The sequence below is a fragment of the Tenacibaculum sp. XPcli2-G genome (assembly GCF_024124505.1).
In the GTDB taxonomy this organism is placed as follows: Bacteria; Bacteroidota; Bacteroidia; order Flavobacteriales; family Flavobacteriaceae; genus Polaribacter; species Polaribacter mesophilus.
This window is the reverse complement of record NZ_JAMXSH010000009.1, coordinates 14698-34614: the sequence shown is the minus strand read 5'-3', so window position 1 is coordinate 34614 and position 19917 is coordinate 14698. Positions and strand designations below refer to the sequence as shown.

At 30.4% G+C, this 19917-nt stretch carries 16 protein-coding genes; 12 read left to right on the top strand and 4 right to left on the bottom strand.

The annotated features are described in order from the left end of the window. Positions 1–28 precede the first annotated feature (28 nt). Positions 29–499: a hypothetical protein gene (locus tag NH341_RS15135; RefSeq protein ID WP_073184394.1), complete on the top strand. Its 471-nt coding sequence runs from the start codon at positions 29–31 to the stop codon at positions 497–499. Positions 500–503: 4 nt separating this feature from the next. On the opposite strand, the gene NH341_RS15130 is transcribed toward NH341_RS15135, so the two are convergent. After that, positions 504–2012 (bottom strand): GH3 auxin-responsive promoter family protein, encoded by a 1509-nt coding sequence (locus NH341_RS15130; protein ID WP_047790535.1) that lies wholly within the window; start codon positions 2010–2012, stop codon positions 504–506. Positions 2013–2078: 66 nt separating this feature from the next. Here NH341_RS15130 and NH341_RS15125 point away from each other — a divergent pair, with 66 nt between their 5' ends. After that, the gene (locus NH341_RS15125; RefSeq protein WP_253057456.1) at positions 2079–2873 is read left to right on the top strand and encodes a DUF2797 domain-containing protein; all 795 of its coding nucleotides are present in this window, start codon (positions 2079–2081) and stop codon (positions 2871–2873) included. On the opposite strand, the gene NH341_RS15120 is transcribed toward NH341_RS15125, so the two are convergent. From NH341_RS15120 to NH341_RS15110, 3 genes are all read right to left on the bottom strand, one after another. Beyond that, positions 2868–3482, bottom strand: coding sequence for a hypothetical protein (locus NH341_RS15120; protein WP_253057455.1), 615 nt, complete (start codon positions 3480–3482; stop codon positions 2868–2870). The two genes, NH341_RS15125 and NH341_RS15120, sit on opposite strands and share 6 nt — an antisense overlap. Positions 3483–3523: 41 nt before the next feature. Then, a complete protein-coding gene (locus tag NH341_RS15115; RefSeq protein ID WP_239178768.1) occupies positions 3524–5644 on the bottom strand; it encodes a carboxy terminal-processing peptidase in 2121 nt (706 codons plus the stop codon). 78 nt (positions 5645–5722) lie between these two features. Further along, positions 5723–6235, bottom strand: coding sequence for a hypothetical protein (locus NH341_RS15110; protein ID WP_053056772.1), 513 nt, complete (start codon positions 6233–6235; stop codon positions 5723–5725). A gap of 115 nt (positions 6236–6350) precedes the next feature. Here NH341_RS15110 and surE point away from each other — a divergent pair, with 115 nt between their 5' ends. The 10 genes from surE to NH341_RS15060 all read left to right on the top strand — a co-directional run bounded on the left by surE (position 6351) and on the right by NH341_RS15060 (position 19900). Beyond that, the gene (gene surE / locus NH341_RS15105) at positions 6351–7121 is read left to right on the top strand and encodes a 5'/3'-nucleotidase SurE (protein ID WP_047790531.1); all 771 of its coding nucleotides are present in this window, start codon (positions 6351–6353) and stop codon (positions 7119–7121) included. Then, entirely contained in the window at positions 7109–7396 is a 288-nt protein-coding gene (locus NH341_RS15100; protein WP_073184398.1) for a hypothetical protein, read from the top strand. The genes surE and NH341_RS15100 overlap by 13 nt, the downstream gene beginning before the upstream one ends. 9 nt (positions 7397–7405) lie before the next feature. Further along, entirely contained in the window at positions 7406–8518 is a 1113-nt protein-coding gene (gene lpxB, locus NH341_RS15095) for a lipid-A-disaccharide synthase (RefSeq protein ID WP_253057454.1), read from the top strand. 6 nt (positions 8519–8524) lie between these two features. Beyond that, complete coding sequence (locus NH341_RS15090) at positions 8525–9067, top strand: C40 family peptidase (RefSeq protein WP_047790528.1); 543 nt, start codon at positions 8525–8527, stop codon at positions 9065–9067. 105 nt (positions 9068–9172) lie between these two features. Continuing rightward, entirely contained in the window at positions 9173–9949 is a 777-nt protein-coding gene (locus NH341_RS15085; protein WP_253057452.1) for a LytTR family DNA-binding domain-containing protein, read from the top strand. A 5-nt stretch (positions 9950–9954) separates the two neighbouring features. After that, positions 9955–11562 carry a sensor histidine kinase gene (locus tag NH341_RS15080; RefSeq protein WP_253057450.1) on the top strand — a complete coding sequence of 536 codons (1608 nt, stop codon included), beginning with the start codon at positions 9955–9957 and terminating at the stop codon, positions 11560–11562. Between the two features lie 98 nt (positions 11563–11660). Continuing rightward, positions 11661–14180, top strand: a complete 2520-nt coding sequence (locus NH341_RS15075) for a zinc-dependent metalloprotease (protein ID WP_253057448.1) — start codon at positions 11661–11663, stop codon at positions 14178–14180. 1 nt (position 14181) lies between these two features. Beyond that, positions 14182–17481, top strand: a complete 3300-nt coding sequence (locus NH341_RS15070; RefSeq protein ID WP_317166131.1) for a SusC/RagA family TonB-linked outer membrane protein — start codon at positions 14182–14184, stop codon at positions 17479–17481. Between the two features lie 11 nt (positions 17482–17492). Next, positions 17493–18809: a RagB/SusD family nutrient uptake outer membrane protein gene (locus NH341_RS15065; RefSeq protein WP_167712339.1), complete on the top strand. Its 1317-nt coding sequence runs from the start codon at positions 17493–17495 to the stop codon at positions 18807–18809. A 77-nt stretch (positions 18810–18886) separates the two neighbouring features. After that, positions 18887–19900 carry a hypothetical protein gene (locus NH341_RS15060; RefSeq protein WP_073184412.1) on the top strand — a complete coding sequence of 338 codons (1014 nt, stop codon included), beginning with the start codon at positions 18887–18889 and terminating at the stop codon, positions 19898–19900. The last annotated feature ends 17 nt before the right edge of the window (positions 19901–19917 follow it).

The window sequence follows — 19917 nt, the reverse complement described above, 5'->3', positions numbered from 1 at the left end:
TTTGTATATTCATCTTAAAATCAATAAGATGAATTCTCGTTGTGTAGCTTTTTTATTTTGTGCTTTACTATATTCTTCTTGCGACTTCTTTTCATATTTAAAAAAAGATAACTCACAAGTTGTAGATACAGTAGTTGACTTTACAAAAGTAGATGAGTACCCTGCTTTTAATAAATGTAAAGATCTACTTGATAAAGCAAAAGCGAATTGTTTTAGAAAAGAAATTCATAAAAGAATAACGACGAGTTTACAGCAACATAATTTTGTTACTAAAAATAGTTTAGATGAAGAAGTTTTAATTGATATTCTAATTAATAAAGAAGGGAAATTTGTTTTAACTGAGGTTACTGCTTCTAGTGTTGTTATGACTCAATTACCAGAATTAGATAGTATAATAAAGTTGGCAATAGAAAAATTACCAAGAATTGCTCCCGCTACCAAAAGAGAAATTCCAGTAGTAACAAAGTACCAATTACCTATTAAAATTAAAACAGAATAGTAAACTATAGCTTTAAAAGTTCTTCAACAAAATCACGACTATTAGATAAACGAGGAATTTTATGTTGTCCACCTAATTTTCCTTTTTTCTTCATCCAGTCATAAAACAGGCCTTCACGAGCTTGATGTATCTTAGGCATTGCTAAAGTCATATTATTATAACGCTTAGCTTCATAGTCAGAGTTGCAGCTTTTTAAAGCTTCGTCTAATTCTTCAGTAAAAAAGGTAAGGTTTTCAGGAGCTTTTTTAAATTCAATAACCCATTCATGGGCTCCATTTTCTTTACCGTTCATAAAAATAGGACCAACGGTATATTCTTTAATTTCACAGTTGGTTTTATCACTCGCTACTTTTAAAGCATCCTCAGCGTTTTCAATAATTAACTCTTCTCCAAAAACATTGATATGATGCTTAGTACGTCCAGTAATTTTTATACGATAAGGATTGGTTGAGGTAAACTTAACAGTATCTCCTATTAAGTAACGCCATAAACCACCATTTGTGGTAATAATAATAGCATAATTAATGCCTTTTTTTACTTCAGAAAGAGGAATTGCTTTAGAATTTTCTCCGTTGTATTCGCTCATTGGAATAAACTCGTAAAAAATTCCGTAGTCTAACATTAACAACATTTCGTCAGAATCATTTCGGTCTTGAATAGCAAAAAAACCTTCTGATGCATTATAGGTTTCATAATATTTAAAATCGTCTCTTGGAATGAGTTTCTTATACTGCTCTCTATACGGGTTAAAGTTTATTCCTCCATGAAAATAAACCTCCAAATTAGGCCAAACTTCTAAAATATTATCCTTTCCTGTTTTTTCTAATACTCTATTTAATAAAACTAACATCCAAGAAGGAACACCAACTAAGCTTGTAATATTTTCATGAATGGTTTCGTTAATAATAGCTTCCATTTTTGTTTCCCACTCACTCATTAAAGCAGTTTCTTGCTTTGGAGCTGAGCTAAAATCTGCCCAAAAAGGCATGTTTTCAATAATTATAGCCGATAAATCACCAAAATAACTGTTGTTGTCTTCGTATACAGCAGAACTACCACCTAAACGGAGTCCTTTACCAGTGAAAAGCTTTGCGTTTTCATTGTTATTGATATATAAGCATAACATATCTTTTCCTGCTTTAAAGTGACAATATTCAATAGCTTCATCACTTACAGGAATAAATTTACTTTTTGCATTGGTAGTACCACTTGATTTGGCAAACCAACGTATAGGTGTAGGCCAAAATAAATTTTGCTCTCCTTTTCTACAACGCTCAATAAGTGGTTCAATACTTTCATAACGTTGAATGGGAACGTTGTTGGCAAAGTCAGTATAACTTTTAATTGAAGAAAAGTTTTGTTGTTTCCCAAATTCAGTGTTTTTAGCAGCAGTTACAAGCTTTAGTAGTAGCTCGTTTTGAACATCAATAGGATACTTTAAAAACAACTCTACTTGATGTTTACGCTTTTTTAAGAACCAAGAGATGATTGAATTTATAAATGGAAACGTCATAGATTAACTATTAATTCAATTTTTTTACTGTAATTTTGTGAAGCTAAATGTAACAAAATTTAAGACATGCAGTACCAAGGAGTTTTAAAAAAAATGCCTACCGAGAATTTAAACACAGTTCAATACTATTTAGATATGGGAGTGGATTTTTTGAATATGAATCAGTTATTGAATAAAGAATTAACCTTAAGTTTTGTTACTTACGAGTGTTTAAACTGTCATTTAGAAAAGAAAATATACCGTCAAGGATTTTGTAAAAAATGCTTTTTTGAAATTCCAACTGCAGGAGATTGGATTATGCGTCCTGAATTGAGTAAAGCACACTTAGGAGAAGAAGATAGAGATTTGGAGTATGAAAAAAGGGTACAGCTACAGCCACATATTGTGTATTTAGCAAACTCAAGTAATGTAAAGGTTGGAGTGACAAGAAAGCAACAAGTACCCACTCGTTGGATAGATCAAGGAGCGCATGAAGCTATTGAAATAGTAGAGGTGCCGAATCGTTATTTAGCAGGAATTACCGAGGTAGCTTTAAAAGAGCATGTAGCAGATAAAACGAATTGGAGAACCATGCTAAAGAATGATATTAAGGATGAAAACTTGGTTGAGTGGCGTGAGCGATTACAAGAGTTTATTCCTGATGAAGCGAAAGAATACTACATAGTGAATAATACTGAAACGAATATTAATTTTCCTGTTGAAAAGTTCCCTAAAAAGCCTAAAAGTTTGAATTTAGAGAAAGAAGGAATGTATACAGGTAAATTGGTAGGAATTAAAGGACAGTACTTAATTTTTGAGGATGAAACAGTGTTTAATGTTCGTTCTAATGAAGGATTGGTAGTTAAAATTGAGCTATTATAATAGTTCAATTTCTTTCTGAATATTTTTTCGTGCTGTTTCCTCAAACTTTTGGTAAAAGTATTCTGTTTTGAATATATTTTCCATTGTTAAAAAATGCAGTAAAGCTTTTTTACGACCTGAATTATAGATTATATTAGGATAAATAGCGTATTCTTTTCGAACATTTTTATAATATTGAGTATATACTTCCCAGCTTTGACCTAAGATAGATAAATCAGCATCTGTAAAGTAGTTGGTGTCCGAATTTTCAGATGTTTTATGAGATTTAGTGGCTAAAATCTGTGAAAAACAATTTTCTATAACTTTATAGGGAATTGAAAGTTGATTCATTCTTTTTACAGCTAACTCAGCACTTTTTTCTTCATTGTTGTTTTTTAAAGAATTATAGATAACATCGTGATAAAACAGTGTGAATAGAATTGTGTTCCAACTACTTATTTTGGTTCTTATAGGAGTTAATTGAAAAAGTAAATTTTCAAGATGTTCTAATGTGTGATAATGTCTTTTTTTACTGGTATAATGCTCTTCTATTTCTTGCCACAATAAAATATTGAAGCTATTATCGTTTGAGTAAGTAGCCAACAAGTTTAAAAAAGTGTTCTTTAACATAAAATGAGTAGAAAGAAAAAGGGTTCGAATGAACCCTTTTTTTAATGTTTTACAGCTACATGATTATCGTTCATTTTCAACTCGCTAAGAACGTTTAGCGCTTCATTTACATAAATATCTTTCTGAAGGTTTTTATGCCATGCAACTCTTTTTTCTTCTAAAACAGTATCCTTTTTAAATAAATTTAACTCATATTTAGGAGAGACAAAAGTTAGATGAGAATCAAATTTAAAAATATCTTTAAACTGTTCTCCTTCTTTTGTTTTAGCTTCGCTTTCCTTTTTAAAAGCATCATAGTTTAAAGAATAGACTCTTTCGTCTTGATTTTTCTTTAACCATTTAGCATAGTCATTTATTTTATTAAACTTTTCGTTATTCATTACGCGTTGCTTACTGTTGTATACTACATCAGCAAAGTTACTGTATGAATTCGTAGCAGTATATTTTGCTTGTTGTACCTTATCCCAAGGCAAAGCACCGTCTAAATCACGTTCTCCAAAGTCCATATAACTATATCGGGTAGGTAAAGAAATATCAGAATAAACTCCTTCAATTTGAGTAGAACCACCATTAATTCTATAAAACTTTTGAATGGTCATTTTTAAAGCACCTAAATCGTTAGGATATTGTTCATAAAAACGGTTAATAGGCAATACATTTTGTACAGTTCCTTTACCATACGTTTGTTTACCACCAATAATAACACCACGTTTATAGTCTTGCATTGCAGCAGCAAAAATTTCAGAAGCTGAAGCAGAAAATTCATTTACCATTACTACTAAAGGTCCTTCCCATTGAATTTTTGGATCAGTATCAACTTTTACTAAAGGATCTTCACCACGATATTTTACTTGAACAATTGGTCCTTTGTTAATGAATAAACCACCAATTTCAATAGCTGTTTTTAACGATCCACCACCGTTGTCACGCAAATCAACAATTAAACCTTGAACATCTTCTTCTTTTAAACGCTCAATTTCTTTTTCCATGTCTTTAGCAGCATCTCTACGGCTTAAGTCATTAAAATCTATATAAAACCTAGGAAGATTAATAATCCCATACTTTTTGCCATTCTTTTCAACAATACTTGATTTTACAAAAGTTTCTTCAAGCTCAACTACATCTCTAATAATTGGAATTACTTTAATAGAACCATCAATCTTTTTCTTTACAGTTAAACGTACCTCAGTTCCTTTTTTTCCTTTGATAAATTTTATGGCATCATCTAAACGCATTCCAACAATGTCTAAAGGCTCTTCATCACCTTGTGCAACTTTTAAAATAATATCGTCAGCTTCTAATTCACCTTGTTTCCATGCTGGACCTCCAGAAATTAATTCAACAATATGGGTGTAAATTCCTTTTTTTTGCAAACGAGCTCCAATACCTTCTAATTTACCAGACATCTCTTGATCAAAACGTGTTTTAATTCGAGGAGACATATAGGTTGTATGTGGATCAAAACCGCTTACTACACTGTTTAAAAAAGTAGAATACCAATCAGAGTTCTCAAGTTCACCGATACGCATATATAAATCGTCCATATTTTTTAGGACTTTCTTTCTTGCTTCAGCCTCTAGTTGTTTAAAGCTTTTCTTTTTAAAACTTTTATCCTTTTTAGCTTTTTCGTTTTGCTGGTTTTCGGCGTCTTCAATGTTACTTAAAATAGATAATTTTAATTGCTTTCTCCAGTAATTCATTAATTCAGTTTCGTTTTTAGCATACGGAACCTTATCATAATCAACATCAATAACCTCTTTCTTTTTATAATTAAAAGGCTGTTTTAATAAGGAACGATAGGTCTTTTTACCAGACTCCATCTTTTCTAAAAAGCGTTGATACACCAATTTGTAAAAATCAATATTAGAGTCTCTTAATTGATTGTCAATTTGATATTTATATTGAGAGAATTCTTTTAAATCTTCTTGAGTAAAATAACGTTTATTAGGATCAAGTCCATCGATAAATGTGTTATATACATGTTCGGAAAAGTCGTCATTTAATTTTTTTTGAACGTAATGATATCGACTTAAAATATTTTTTAAAACGTAAACAATTACACGATCTTTTTCTGGATCGTTGTTAGGAACTGTATTAGAACTAACAGAATTAGAAAATAAAAGTGTGATTGCTAAAAATGGTATAATAAACTTCGTCTTCATAAAATCTTCTGTCTTTTTAATTTGTGTTGAGTCGTTGTGTTGCTAAGCTACTAAAATAATGCCAATTTTTTAGCATTATTACTTTTTATAAATGCCTCTAAAAACTTCTTGAGTCTTTTTATGGTCTTCATTTAGAAGATTCCAAACTTGAGTTACAGAACCATCTTTGTTTTTTGTCCAAGTAACTTGATTGTAATAATTGCCTTTATCTTTTTTTATAAGATCACTTTTTAAAATCATAGAATTATCTTTAAAACTACCTTTTAAAACTAATGAAAAACCAGTGTTATCAATCCAAACCTGATTCCAAGTATTATCTTTCTTATTGTAATAATTGTAGCTAGTCCCTTTATTCTTAGATGTTTTTGAATCCCAATTTTCTTGAATAGCACAGGCATTAGGCGTTTTTATAACATTATTGTGACCAATTAATTTTCCTTCAGTGTTATAAACATTCCAATTTCCGACCCAAAAATCAAATTGGGTATAACCTATTTCGTTACATGGTATTGTGGGGGCGTTTTGTGCTGAAATAATTGAAAAAAAAGAAGAAATTATAAAAATAGTTACATAAACAATAATCCGTACCATAATGCTTGGGTTTGATTACCACAATTTTACACATAAAATGAACCAATTTGTCTTTACAAAATGTTAAAAAAAGAATCCATTTTTTATATTACATTTGTTGTAAAACTTACTTACTATGCAAGATAGACCTTTGATTTTAGTTACGAATGATGACGGAATTACGGCTCCTGGTATTCGTATGTTGATTGAAATTATGAATAAAATAGGGGATGTAGTGGTGGTGGCTCCTGATAGCCCACAAAGTGGAATGGGGCATGCTATTACGGTGAATAATGTGTTACATTGTAATCCTATTACCATTGATGAAGGTCCACAAATAGAGTACAGTTGTTCTGGTACGCCTGCAGATTGTGTTAAAATGGCAAAAAATGAAATCTTAAATCGTACACCAGATTTATGTGTTTCAGGAATCAATCACGGATCCAATTCATCCATCAATGTAATTTATTCAGGAACCATGAGTGCTGCTGTTGAAGCAGGTATTGAAGGGATTCCAGCAATAGGTTTTTCTTTATTAGATTTTGATTGGCATGCTGATTTTAGAGCTGCACGTAAGTTTATAGAGAAAATAGCGTTAAATGTTTTATTAAACGGATTACCTGATGGAGTAATTTTAAATGTAAACATTCCGAAGTTAAAAGAAGACGAAATTAAAGGAGTTCGTATATGTAGACAAGCGAATGGTTATTGGAAAGAAACGTTTGATAAACGTAAAAGTCCGTTTGGCAAAGAGTACTATTGGCTTTCAGGAGAGTTTATTAATAGAGATAAAGGACAAGATACTGATATTTGGGCGTTAGAAAATGGTTTTATATCGGTAGTGCCTGTTCAATTTGATATGACAGCACATCACGCAATTCAAAAGTTACATACATGGGACATATAAAAAAAGAAATACTAATAGGAATCATAGTCTCTTTGTTGGCAACTACTTGTGGCTTCTTTGTTTATTTAGAGTACATTTCAGAACTTAGTATTTCAGAAACGATTTCTAAAATAAGAGAAGGAGGGGTATTAGGTTCTGTAATAGCTCTGGCAGCAATACCTAACTTATTTGTTTTTTGGGTGTTTTTAAAGAAAAAACAAGATTACAGAGCAAGAGGAGTGTTAATAACTACAATTGCTGTAGCTTTATTAACAGCATATTTAAAGTTTTTCTAATTTTAATACATGAAATATTACATTCTTGTAGGTGAGGCTTCAGGTGATTTGCACGGAGCTAATTTGATGAAGGCCTTGTTAAAGGAAGATCCGAAAGCAGACATTCGTTTTTGGGGAGGTGACTTAATGCAAGAAGTTGGCGGTACACTTGTTAAGCATTATAAAGAGCGTGCTTTTATGGGCTTTGTTGAGGTGTTGATGAATTTACGAAAGATTTTAGGAATGATTTCTTTTTGTAAAAAAGATATTGCTCAATTTAATCCTGATGTAATAATTTTTATTGATAACTCAGGTTTTAACCTTCGTATAGCTAAGTGGGCAAGAAAGCAAGGTTTTAGAACTAACTATTATATTTCACCTCAAGTTTGGGCAAGTAGAGCAGGTAGAGTAAAAGATATTAAACGAGATATTGACCAAATGTTTGTAATTCTTCCATTTGAAAAAGAGTTTTACAAAAAGTATGATTATAATGTTCGTTTTGTGGGGCATCCTTTAATTGATGGAATTGCAGGAAGAGAGCAAGTTTCTATCGAAAAGTTTAGAAAAGAACACGACCTTGGGCATAAGGAGGTTATAGCACTGTTACCAGGAAGTAGAAAGCAGGAAATAACAAAAATGTTATCAGTAATGCTTTCATTGGTAAAAGATTTTCCACAATATCAGTTTGTAGTGGCAGGAGCACCAAGTCAATCGTATGATTTCTACAAAGAAATTATTGGAGATGCCAATGTGAAATTCATTAATAATAAAACGTATGACTTGTTAAGTATTTCACATGCTGCTTTGGTTGCGTCAGGTACAGCAACACTAGAGGCAGCTTTGTTTAAAGTACCTCAGGTAGTGTGTTATAAAGGAAGTAATATTTCTTATCAAATAGCTAAGCGAATAATAACATTAAAATATATATCGTTAGTAAATTTAATAATGGATAGAGAAGTGGTAAAAGAGTTGATACAAAATGATTTTATCAAAGAAAATTTACAGTACGAACTAACACGTATTTTAGAGTTAGAACATCGCCAGAAATTATTTTTGTCATATTTTGATTTAGAACAAAAATTAGGAGGAAAAGGAGCTTCTGAAAAAACAGCGAAGTTGATTGTTGCAGGAGTGAAAAAATAAAAAAGCATGATAAAAAAAATCTTATTTATATGTATAGTATCATTTTTAATGATTTCTTGTGGATCATCAAAGAATGTAAGTACTACATACCAAACAAGAACAAAAAAAGTAACAAAAGTTAAGAAAAACACACAATTAGCAACAACTAAATCATCAAGCAAAGTTACAGTTGCAGATAAAATAGTATGGACAGCGGTTACTTATAAAGGTGTGCCATATCGTTTTGGAGGCATGACGAAAAGAGGAATGGATTGTTCAGGATTGATTTTTACTTCGTTTAAACAACGAAACATGCCTATCGCAAGAACGTCTCATCAAATGTATTTACAAGGAGAAAATATTTCTTTACGAGAAGTTCAAAGAGGAGATTTGTTATTTTTTAAAACCTCAAGAAAAAGAGGAAAAGTAAATCATGTAGGGTTGGTAACTTCTGTAGATAATGGAGATATTCGTTTTATACATTCAACTACATCACGAGGAGTAATAGTAACCTCGCTACATGAGAATTATTGGAAACGAGCTTTTATTAAAGCAAAACGGGTGTTGTAAAATGTTAAGAAATCAAATATAGTTTTTAGCATAAACATAACCTTTAGTTAAAGATAAAAATAATTTAATACTTTTGGAGAACCCTCTTAAATCTCTATAAAGTAAATGAAAATATTAGATGTAGTAATAATTGAAGATGAAGATTTAGCAGCAACTTCTTTAGAAAAATTATTGCAGAAAAGTCCTTATCCAATTTCTGTAAAAAAGCGGTTGGAAAGTGTAGAAGATTCAATTCTTTGGCTTAAAGAAAACACTTGCGATTTAATTTTAAGCGATATTCACCTTGGAGATGGTTATAGCTTTGAAATTTTTGAAAGGTTGAAAATTTCAATTCCTATTATTTTTACAACAGCTTTTGATGAGTATGCCATCAAATCATTTCAGTTTTTTGCCATAGATTATTTATTAAAACCCTACAGTGAAGAGCTACTTAATAAAGCCATAGAAAAATATGTAAACCTTAATGAGAATAAAGGATACACTGATAAGCTTGAGCAATTATTGTTACAAATGAACAGTAAAATACAGCATCAAAAAGAAAAAGAACGCTTTTTGGTGTCAAAAGGAAGTTTGTCTATTTCTATTAAAAGAGAGGAAGTCGCTTATTTTATGGCACAAGGAAAGTACTTGTTCTTGTTTACTTTTGATAACGAAAGTTACCTTTATGATGGAACAATTTCTAGTTTAGAAGAAGAGCTATCTGAAAAATACTTTTTCAAGATTAATAGAAAATATATTATTCAACATTCAGCGATTAATAATATATCAAAATATAGTAATAATCGTATAAAAATAGAATTACAACCAAACTTAAATGTAGAAGAGATGCTTTTAGTAAGTGCTCAAAGAATTAAAGAGTTTAAAAAATGGTTGGATAATTAGTTCTTATGAAGTTTCCATTAAAAAAAAGAAAGCATCAATACTACCTGCTGGTAAGTGTATCGTTAATAATATTATTTTTTATTGGATACGAATTAATAACAAATAAAATTACGTCAGAAGCAGAGAGGTTAGTAGAAGAAGCAACAACTCAAAACGTAAGAGAGAAGAAAGGAATATTACAATTTGATTTTAACGAGTTTGATAAGTTTATTTCAGGAGCAGAAAAGATTATAGATAACAGTACTGTATTAAAGAGAGAGCAACTTAAAAATCGATTGGTTTTTAATAGCGAGCTAGCTTTTTCTGAGGAAATTATTGATGCTAGTTTTATTTATTTTTTTAAAGAAAATGAGGCCGTATATACTTCTTTTTTAGGAGAAAAAAAACTTGAAAAAGAAATCCTACATGGGATTAGAAAATTAAAAAAAGAAAATCAGGTTTTTGAAGTAGTATCAACACAAAAAGATACTACGTATTACCAGAAAATTATTGTAAGAAAACAATCAGGCAATACTACAATAGTATACGGCTACAGTATTAATTTATTAAAATATTGGAATTATTTTTCACAAAAATATAGTGTTTATGGAGGGTATGTTATTGTAACAGACAAAACAGGTGTTTGTATGTTGCATCCAGATACTAATTACATTGGAAAATATGAAAAGACATTTTTTAATACTATTTCACCCCAAAATATAATTAAAAAAACGAAGAGTAATGAATTGAAAAATAATGGGCCAATAAAAGTAACAGTAAAATCAGAGTATTTAAACCTAGAAGTGGTAAGATATTATGATGTGTTACAAGTAGGTAACTCTGAGTTAATTTTAATAACAAGTTTCCCTTTAAATATTTCAATCAGAGAATCTGTTAACGATATTAAACAATATTTATTATGGATGAGTTTGTTGGCATTACTAACCTTTATGTTAATATTAGCTTTTTCTCGAGGTCAACTAAGGAGTCAATATTTAAAAACGCTTCAGTACGAACAAGAAAGAAAACGATTGGCTATTAGTAACGAGCAATATCAACAAAAAAACGCACGATTACAATTAAGTCAATTACGAAAAAAGCTGAATCCTCATTTTCTATTCAACACCCTAAATTCTTTACATGTTTTAATAGGGGTAGATAAAAAAATGTCTCAGCAATTTGTATTAAAACTTTCAGAGGTATATAGGTATTTGTTAAAAGAAAGAGAAGCAAACTTGGCTACAGTAAAAGATGAATTACATTTTTTAGAGCAATACTTCTTTTTGCAAAAAATTAGATTTAGTAATAGTATAAATCTATCTGTTGTAGATAATAGTGGAGGAAAAGCTTTATCAAAAAAAATTCCTTTTTTAGCATTAGAAACATTGGTTGAGAATGCTATTAAACATAATGAAATAACAAAAAAAAATCCTCTTTTTATTAAAGTTTTAATTGAAGAAGACCAGATAATAGTAAGTAACAATTATAATCCAAGAAAAAATAAGAAAGAAGCAAGTTATAGCGTAGGCTTAGGGTATTTAAGTAATTTCTACGCATTTTATAACGTAAAATCATTTAAGACAGAGGTTTTTAATGAAGATTTTAAATGTTATATGCCTTTGTTGTCAAAATAATAAAATTCACTCCTTTATAAAGCAACTTCACTCTCATTTAGTTTTAATCAAACATCTTCATTTCTACATTTGGTTTCTTCTTAATAACAACATAATTTATGAAGGGGCATTCTCAAATGAAGAACATTAATTTAAAAGTACTTAGTTTATTCTTGGTGTTTTTTACCACAATGGTAGCAGCACAAAAGAAAGAAGAAGAAAAAACAGATACTATTAAAAGTACTAGTAAAGTTTCGTACAAGAAATTACAAAAAGAGGGAAACAAAAAAGAGGGACTGTTTAATATTTACAGATTAAAAGAAGACATCTACTTTGAAATCCCAGATTCATTGCTTTCAAAAGATTTTTTAATAGTAAATAAAATATCTCAAGTTCCTTATGAATTTAATGGGTACGGATTGAACAAGGGTATGGCCTATGAAACTAAATTAATTAGGTTTTATAAAGATACCTTATTAAATAAAGTGTGGGTAAAAACAATTAATCCAAGAGTAACTTCTCCAAAAAATAATGCAATAACTCGTTCAGTACGTAATAATTTTGGAGAGTCTATTATAGAAGGTTTTAAAATAGAGTCGGAAAATGAGAAAAAAACATCTGCGTTTATAAAGGTAAATAGAATTTTTAATGGCGAAGATAAGAGCTTTAATGATTTATTTTCTAATCTAGGTTTACTACTAAGTGTAAAAACAAAACTATCTAAAATAGATGAGTTAAAAACTTTTTCTAAAAATATTGTAGTAAAATCGCTTTTTACTACTTCTGTAAAAGAAGGTAACAGACCAGTTTTACAGCAATCAATTGGAGTTACAACCAATATAGTTTTGTTACCAACAAATATAATGAAACCACGTTTTGGAGATAAAAGAATAGGATATTTTAGTAAACCTATGGATTATTATTCTGATAGTCAGCATGAAGTAGAACATCGTGAATTAATTACACGTTGGAGGCTTGAGCCCAAAAAGAAAGATGTAGAGAAATATAAAAAAGGAGAATTAGTAACACCAAAAAAGCAAATTGTTTATTATATAGACCCAGCAACACCAAAAAAATGGGTGCCATACATAAAAAATGGAGTATATGATTGGAATAAAGCTTTTGAGCAGGCTGGGTTTAAAAACGCAGTAGTTGTAAAAGAGGTTACTAAAGAAGATAAAGATTTCGATATTGATGATGTTCGTTATTCGGTAATAACGTATGTAGCTTCTGAAAGACAAAATGCTATGGGACCTTCTATAGTTGATCCAAGAAGTGGGGAGATTTTAGAGTCAGATATTATTTGGTGGCATAATTTAATGAAAGGATTACATCAATGGATTCGCGTTCAAACCGGACCTATAAACCCAGAAGCAAGAGCTAATATTTTTTCTGATAAAATAATGGGAGAATCTATTAGATTTGTATCTTCTCATGAAGTGGGGCATACCTTTGGATTAAAACATAATATGGGGGCTTCTTTTAGTTATCCAGTAGACTCGTTAAGGTCAGCTAGTTTTACCAAGAAAATGGGAGGCACAGCACCATCTATTATGGATTATGCTCGCTATAATTATGTAGCTCAACCAGGTGATAATGTAACCGAAATTAGTCCAAAAATAGGAGTGTATGATAAGTATGCAATCAACTGGGGATATCGTTGGTTAGATATAAAAACACCTCATGAAGAGTTGCCCATATTAAATCAATGGATACGAAAGCATGAAAACGATCCAATGTATTTTTATGGTCCACAACAAAGAAATATTATAGATCCAAGGTCTCAAAGTGAAGATTTAGGTGATAACGCTGTGAAAGCAAGTGAGTATGGATTAGAGAACTTAAGAAGAATAGTTCCAAACATTATTAAATGGACGTATGAAGAAGGAGAAGATTATTATAAGGCAGCAAAGCTTTATAAAGCGGTGATTGATCAATGGCAACTATACAGCGGACATGTAATGGCAAACATAGGGGGTATATATATAAATAACACAATACATGGAGATGGTAAAAACACTTTCGTTCCAGTACCAACCAAAATACAAAAAGAAGCACTCGATTATATCATAAAAGAAACAATTTTACCACAAAAATGGTTGTTTGCTCCAGATCTTATACACAAAGTATATCCAGTAAGAGACGCTCCTGATGGTGAACGCTTTTACTCTCCAATTTCCATGCACCGTGCTTATCAAACAAATATGATTTATCGTTTAATCGAAACAGATAGATTAATGCGAATTATTGAGAACAAAGTACTGGCTTCAGACAAAAATGATGTGTTTACAGAAGAGTACTTATTCAATGAACTTTTCGAGGCTATTTTTAAGAAAACGATTAATAACAAACCTATAGATATGTTTGATCGTATGACCCAGAAAAATTACGTGGATGTATTAACAGTAGATAGAAATATATTATTAAAGAAAACTAAAGAAACAAACTTAAAAAGTAAGAACTTCAAAAATGTACATTTCTCTTATATACCAAGGGTATCAGACGTAGGTTCAAACAAGAGAGCTGAATTAGAAAGAATCTTAAAATTATTAAAAAGAAAAAGAAAGAAAGGGGACAAGGCTACTCAAAATCACTACAATGATTTAATAGCTAGAATTGAATATAATTTGAATAATTAAGATGATGAACAAAAAAATAATTTACTTACTGCTTCTTATACCATTTTCGGTTTTTGCACAAAACACAAAAACGATTAGTGGAACGGTAATAGACGAAGCTAGAAATGAAACTTTACCAGGGGTTAGTATCTACGCTTCAACCAAAGTAATTGGTAACAAAACGAATATAGAAGGAGTTATTCAAGCTTCAATGATTGGAACAACTACTGATTTCGACGGAAATTTCTCTTTTAAAGCACCAAAGGAAACAAAATATATTATAATATCATATATAGGTTTTGAAACAGAGAAAATAAATGTAGAAAATAGAAGTACAGATATGATAATAACACTAAAAGAAAAGGAAGAGCTTTTAGGGGAAGTTATCGTAACAGGTTATCAAAAAATAGAGAAACGTAAAATTACGTCGTCGTTTGCAAAAATTAAAACAGATGATGTTAAAAGAGCAGGAACAGCTAATATTGATCAGATGCTTTCTGGAGAAATTTCAGGAGTACTTGTTCAACCAACTAGTGGCGCTCCAGGTGCACCCGCTAAAATTCAAATTAGAGGTACTTCAACTTTAAACGGTTCTTCTGATCCTTTGTGGGTTTTAGATGGAATTCCTTTACAAGGAAATGATATTCCTAAAGATTTTAGAGATAAAGATAATATTGATAACTTAAAATCTTTTCCAATTGCAGGAATCAATCCTGAAGATATTGAAGAAATAACAGTTTTAAAAGACGCCTCTGCAACCTCTATTTATGGAGCAAGAGCTGCAAACGGAGTAATTGTAATTACGACTAAAAAAGGTAAAGAGGGGAATATGAGGATAAACTTTAATGCAAGCACATTCTTAACTTTACGTCCTGATTTTGATAGGTTAAACTTGATGAATGCTTCTGAGAAAGTAGATTTTGAATTAGGTTTAGCTCGTAGATCAGACTTAACTTATCAAAGTGAAAGAGGAGAAGTTTCTCGTATTTTACAGGCCTATGGAGAATATAATAATTTCCAAAATAATGGTTTTTCAAGTATAAATCCGTTAGCTCAGAATGCAATTAATAGCTTAAGAAACAAAGATACTAATTGGGGGAATGAGTTGTATCAAGCAGCAATAAATCAACAATACGGATTAACACTTTCAGGTGGAAGTGAAAAATCAAGATATTATTTTTCTTTAGGATATTTTGATGAAGAAGGAACTACAAAAGGTACTGGTTTAAATAGATACAATCTTACGTTTAAAAATGACTATGATGTAAATGATAAATTAAATGTAGGAGTGTCTGTTTTTGCAAGTAGAAATAAAAGCACATCATATATTACTGGTGCAGATGCATACACTAACCCAGCAAATTACTCAAGAAGAGTAAACCCTTATTTCACTCCATACAACGCAGATGGAGGTTATAATTATGACCCAGACTTGATTGAAAGATCAGATTTAAATTTAAAATACAATCCATTAGAAGAAAGACAAAATACAAATCAAGAGTTAACATCTTATTCTATTAAACCAATAATTGATCTTACATATAAGTTTGATAATGCTTTAACATTATATACTCAATTAGGTATGCAGTTTGACTTTGATCAAACTGAAAAATTTGGAGATAAAAACAGTTACTACACTAGAAAATATAGATTTGGCTCTAGATACCAAGATGAAGACGGTAACGATGCCTTTTTTATGCCAGAAGGAGGTATTAATCAAAACTGGAATAGTGATGCTTTTCAATATAATTGGAAAACAACATTAAATTATAACACTTCTATAAATAATATTCATGAAGTTGATGTAATGTTAGGTACCGAGTTTAGAGAGGATAAACGAACTGAAATTCATACAAAAGGATTTGGTTTTAATACAAATACTTTAAGAACTATACCTATAACAGACGAAAGAGCTTTAGGAAATGAATTGTTTAACCCATATAAGAAAACAATTAATGAAAATGCTTACGCTTCTTTCTTCGGAACAGCTTCTTACACTTATGATAGAAAGTATACAGTATTTGGAAGTTTACGATATGATGGATCAAACTTATTTGGAGTAAATCCAGAGTTTAGGTACTTACCATTATGGTCTGTTGCAGGTTCTTGGAATGTAGCTAGAGAAAGCTTTTTTGATATAGATGCTGTTAATGAGTTTAAAATAAGAGGTTCATACGGGGTACAAGGAAATATAGACAAATCAACATCTCCTTTTGTAGTAGGGAATTATAAAGATGAAACTATTTTACCAGGGAATTCTGAACAAGGAATTAATGTAATATCTGCTCCTAACAAAGATTTACGTTGGGAAAAAACAATCTCATCAAATGTAGGGTTTGACTTAGGCTTATTTAATAATAGATTATACGTTTCAGCAGATTATTATTATCGTAAAAGTTCAGATTTAATAGGATTACAATCTATACCACTAGAATCTGGCTTTAATTTCATTAATACCAATTGGGCAACATTAAGTAATAAAGGTATTGAATTAGCAATAAACTCTAGAAATATTATAAAAGATGATTTTAAATGGAGTACAAGTTTTAACATATCACATAATAAAAATAAAGTAGAAAAGATTCAAATTAGAGATAATGAATTAAAACCTTCTTTATTAGGATACGGAGTAAATGCAGTTTTTGCAATAAAAACAGCAGGTTTAGATAGTAATGGTTTGCCTCTTTTTTGGAAAGATGGAAAAAAAGTAACCGCAGTAGATTTTTATAATCTATCAGAAGGGGTTGATGGAAGCCAGTTAACAGAAGAAGAGCATAGAAATCTATATACGTATGTAGGTAACGGAGATCCTGAATTTAGTGGAGGTTTCATAAATAAATTTCAATACAAAGATTTTAGTTTAAGTGTTGCAACCAATTTTAACATAAACCAAACTATAAAACGAACACCTTCGTATCACCCAACGCAAATAAGCCCAACATATAACTATAATAAAGAAGTCTTAAAAGCAGGGACAGGAAGTTACCCAGCTTTTATAGGAAGTACAACACCAGGTTTTGAAACAGATTTAGTGTATAGTTGGTATCATACTTACGATACAGGTAATACATACAGAGATTTAGATATTTGGGTAGATAAAATTTCGTACATAAGAATTAATAGTATAAAGTTTGGATACAATGTACCAAGCAGATATTTAGAAAGTATGAATGTTTCAAGATTAAGCTTTAACCTAGAAGGAAGAAATTTATTTGTTTTCGGAACAGATTATGACGGATATTTTGATCCAGAAACCTTTGGTAGTCCATATTCTCAACCAATACCAAAAATTATTTCTTTTGGATTTAATCTTTCTTTTTAAAAAATACAGTAATGAAAAAACATATATACATATTATTAATTAGTATAGTAAGCATCGTTTCTTGTGATGATTACTTAGATATAGAACCGGTAGGACAAGTAATACCAAAATCGGTTGAAGATTACCGAAGCTTTTTAACAACAGCTTATGCAACAGAAAAAAACAACCATATATTAACTACTTATAGAGCAGATGAACTACAGTTAAGCAAAAGCTCTGTAGGTTCAGAGCAGTATGAAGATATTTATTTATGGAATGATGCGAGTGCATCACCATTAACAACACCTTTTTCGTATGCTAGTTTCTATAAAATAATTTTTCATGCAAACCATGTTATAGAAAAAGAAACAGAAATTACTGGAGATGCAACAGCAATTACCCAATTAGTTGGGGAAGCTTACGCTTTACGAGCACTACAATATTTTCAGTTAATTAATTTGTATGCAAAGGCATACGATACAACAACAGCAAGTAATGACAATGGAGTTCCTATAGTTACTAAATATAACTTAGACCAAAAGTATGACATTCAATCAGTAGAAGAAGTATATACGCAAATACTAAGTGATCTTTCTAATGCCGAAGCACGTTTAAATATAGAACAGCAAGCTTCTGGTTTTAACTATAGATTTTCAAAAATTGCCTTGAAAAGCTTAAAAGCTAGAGTGTATTTGTATAAAAAAGAGTGGCAAAAAGCTATTGATGTAAGTAAAGAAGCCTTAGCTATAAAAAATACAATACAAGACTTAAATTCAGATAGTTCAATAATGCCTTCAGAATTTAGTTCTGTAGAATCTATTTTAGCATTAGATCAAGTGTCGTCTTTTGACATAGCAAGTAATGCTGCGGTTTCTGATCAATTTTTAAATAAATATGATAGAATAAATGATTTAAGATTTAATATTTACTTTAAGAAAGACGGAACAGTTTACAGAGCTGCTAAAACAGCAGACCTTAAGTATAAATCAACCTTCAGAGTAGCTGAACTATACTTAACCTTAGCAGAAGCATATACACAATTAAACGAATTAACATTTGCAAAAGAGCAACTGTTAGTATTAGTAAAGAACAGGTATACACCAGCTAAAGTTATAACTTATACCACTTATATTAATTCATTAACAAAGCAACAGTTATATGAAGAAATATTAGACGAGCGTGCACGTGAATTTGCAATTGAGGGGCAACGTTGGAATGACTTAAAAAGAACTACACAACCTGAAATAACAAAGTGGTACGAAGGAAAAAATTATAGCCTAAATAAAAATGACAGTAGGTATGTCGTTCAGTTTCCAAACGATGCTAAGATAAATAACCCAAATTTTTAAGATAAAAATATCCGGCAAGTATCAAACGGATAAAAATAAATTGATACTTAATTACTAATTATTTAAATATTTACATTATGAAAAAAGTTTTCCCTTTTTTGTCTTTAATTATTGCACTTGTAATAGTAAGCTGCTCTAGTGATGATAACGATAAAGTAGTACAATCATCTTTAAACAGTATTACAAGTTTTAAAATAAACTTTGAAGGCTTAAGTGAAGATGATGTTATATACGATTTAGGAAATAACATTACAATAAGTGTTCCTTTTAAAACAGATATTACAGGTTTAGTTCCTAATATTACCATATCAGATAAAGCTACTATTTCACCAGCCTCAGGAGAAGCGGTAAATTTTGTTGACGGTGAAGCAATGCCTTTTACTGTTACTGCAGAAAATGGTGATGAGAAAGTATACAATGTTACTATTAATATTCGTGGAGAAGTAGGTAGTGGTTCTAAAATAAAGACTTTCCTTTTTAAAGACGATTATAGCGAGAGTTTAACTACTTATACATATGATGATGTATCTAACTTTATTAAGTCATATGAAATTGAAGAAGGTGGAGCAACTACAACGTACACATTGGTATATGATGATAAAAACCAAGTAATAGAAGTTAAAACTGATACGAAAAGTACAATTTACACTTACAATGATGCAGGTTTAATTGCAAGCGCTATTGAAAAAAAAGATGGTAAAGAGGTTTATACTTATACCTACACTTATGATTCTGATAATAGATTAGAAAAGAAGGTAAGGGTAAACAAAGAAAATGATAAAATAACTAATACAAGTTATGTATACAACAAAGAAGGAAATGTAAAGTCTCAAACTATTGGAACTGAAACATTGGAAAACACTTATGATGATAAAAATAATCCTTTTAAAGGTGTTTATCCATCAGCTTTTTCAAAGATAAATATAGGAATAGGGTTAGATGCAGTAAACGTAAACAACCCAACACAAGGTAGTTTTTCAAGTGATACACCTGTAACGTACACATATAACACAGATAACTATCCTGTAACAGCGTCATATGTAGTATTTGGATTCATTAACACTGACATTACGTACACTTATTTTGATTAATTGATTATTCCCCTAGT

Bases quoted from the DNA above. Each gene is read 5' to 3' on its own strand.
- NH341_RS15135 (WP_073184394.1), top strand. From the start codon at position 29: ATGAATTCTCGTTGTGTAGCTTTTTTATTTTGTGCTTTACTATATTCT.
- NH341_RS15130 (WP_047790535.1), bottom strand. From the start codon at position 2,012: ATGACGTTTCCATTTATAAATTCAATCATCTCTTGGTTCTTAAAAAAG.
- NH341_RS15125 (WP_253057456.1), top strand. From the start codon at position 2,079: ATGCAGTACCAAGGAGTTTTAAAAAAAATGCCTACCGAGAATTTAAAC.
- NH341_RS15120 (WP_253057455.1), bottom strand. From the start codon at position 3,482: ATGTTAAAGAACACTTTTTTAAACTTGTTGGCTACTTACTCAAACGAT.
- NH341_RS15115 (WP_239178768.1), bottom strand. From the start codon at position 5,644: ATGAAGACGAAGTTTATTATACCATTTTTAGCAATCACACTTTTATTT.
- NH341_RS15110 (WP_053056772.1), bottom strand. From the start codon at position 6,235: ATGGTACGGATTATTGTTTATGTAACTATTTTTATAATTTCTTCTTTT.
- surE (WP_047790531.1), top strand. From the start codon at position 6,351: ATGCAAGATAGACCTTTGATTTTAGTTACGAATGATGACGGAATTACG.
- NH341_RS15100 (WP_073184398.1), top strand. From the start codon at position 7,109: ATGGGACATATAAAAAAAGAAATACTAATAGGAATCATAGTCTCTTTG.
- lpxB (WP_253057454.1), top strand. From the start codon at position 7,406: ATGAAATATTACATTCTTGTAGGTGAGGCTTCAGGTGATTTGCACGGA.
- NH341_RS15090 (WP_047790528.1), top strand. From the start codon at position 8,525: ATGATAAAAAAAATCTTATTTATATGTATAGTATCATTTTTAATGATT.
- NH341_RS15085 (WP_253057452.1), top strand. From the start codon at position 9,173: ATGAAAATATTAGATGTAGTAATAATTGAAGATGAAGATTTAGCAGCA.
- NH341_RS15080 (WP_253057450.1), top strand. From the start codon at position 9,955: ATGAAGTTTCCATTAAAAAAAAGAAAGCATCAATACTACCTGCTGGTA.
- NH341_RS15075 (WP_253057448.1), top strand. From the start codon at position 11,661: ATGAAGGGGCATTCTCAAATGAAGAACATTAATTTAAAAGTACTTAGT.
- NH341_RS15070 (WP_317166131.1), top strand. From the start codon at position 14,182: ATGATGAACAAAAAAATAATTTACTTACTGCTTCTTATACCATTTTCG.
- NH341_RS15065 (WP_167712339.1), top strand. From the start codon at position 17,493: ATGAAAAAACATATATACATATTATTAATTAGTATAGTAAGCATCGTT.
- NH341_RS15060 (WP_073184412.1), top strand. From the start codon at position 18,887: ATGAAAAAAGTTTTCCCTTTTTTGTCTTTAATTATTGCACTTGTAATA.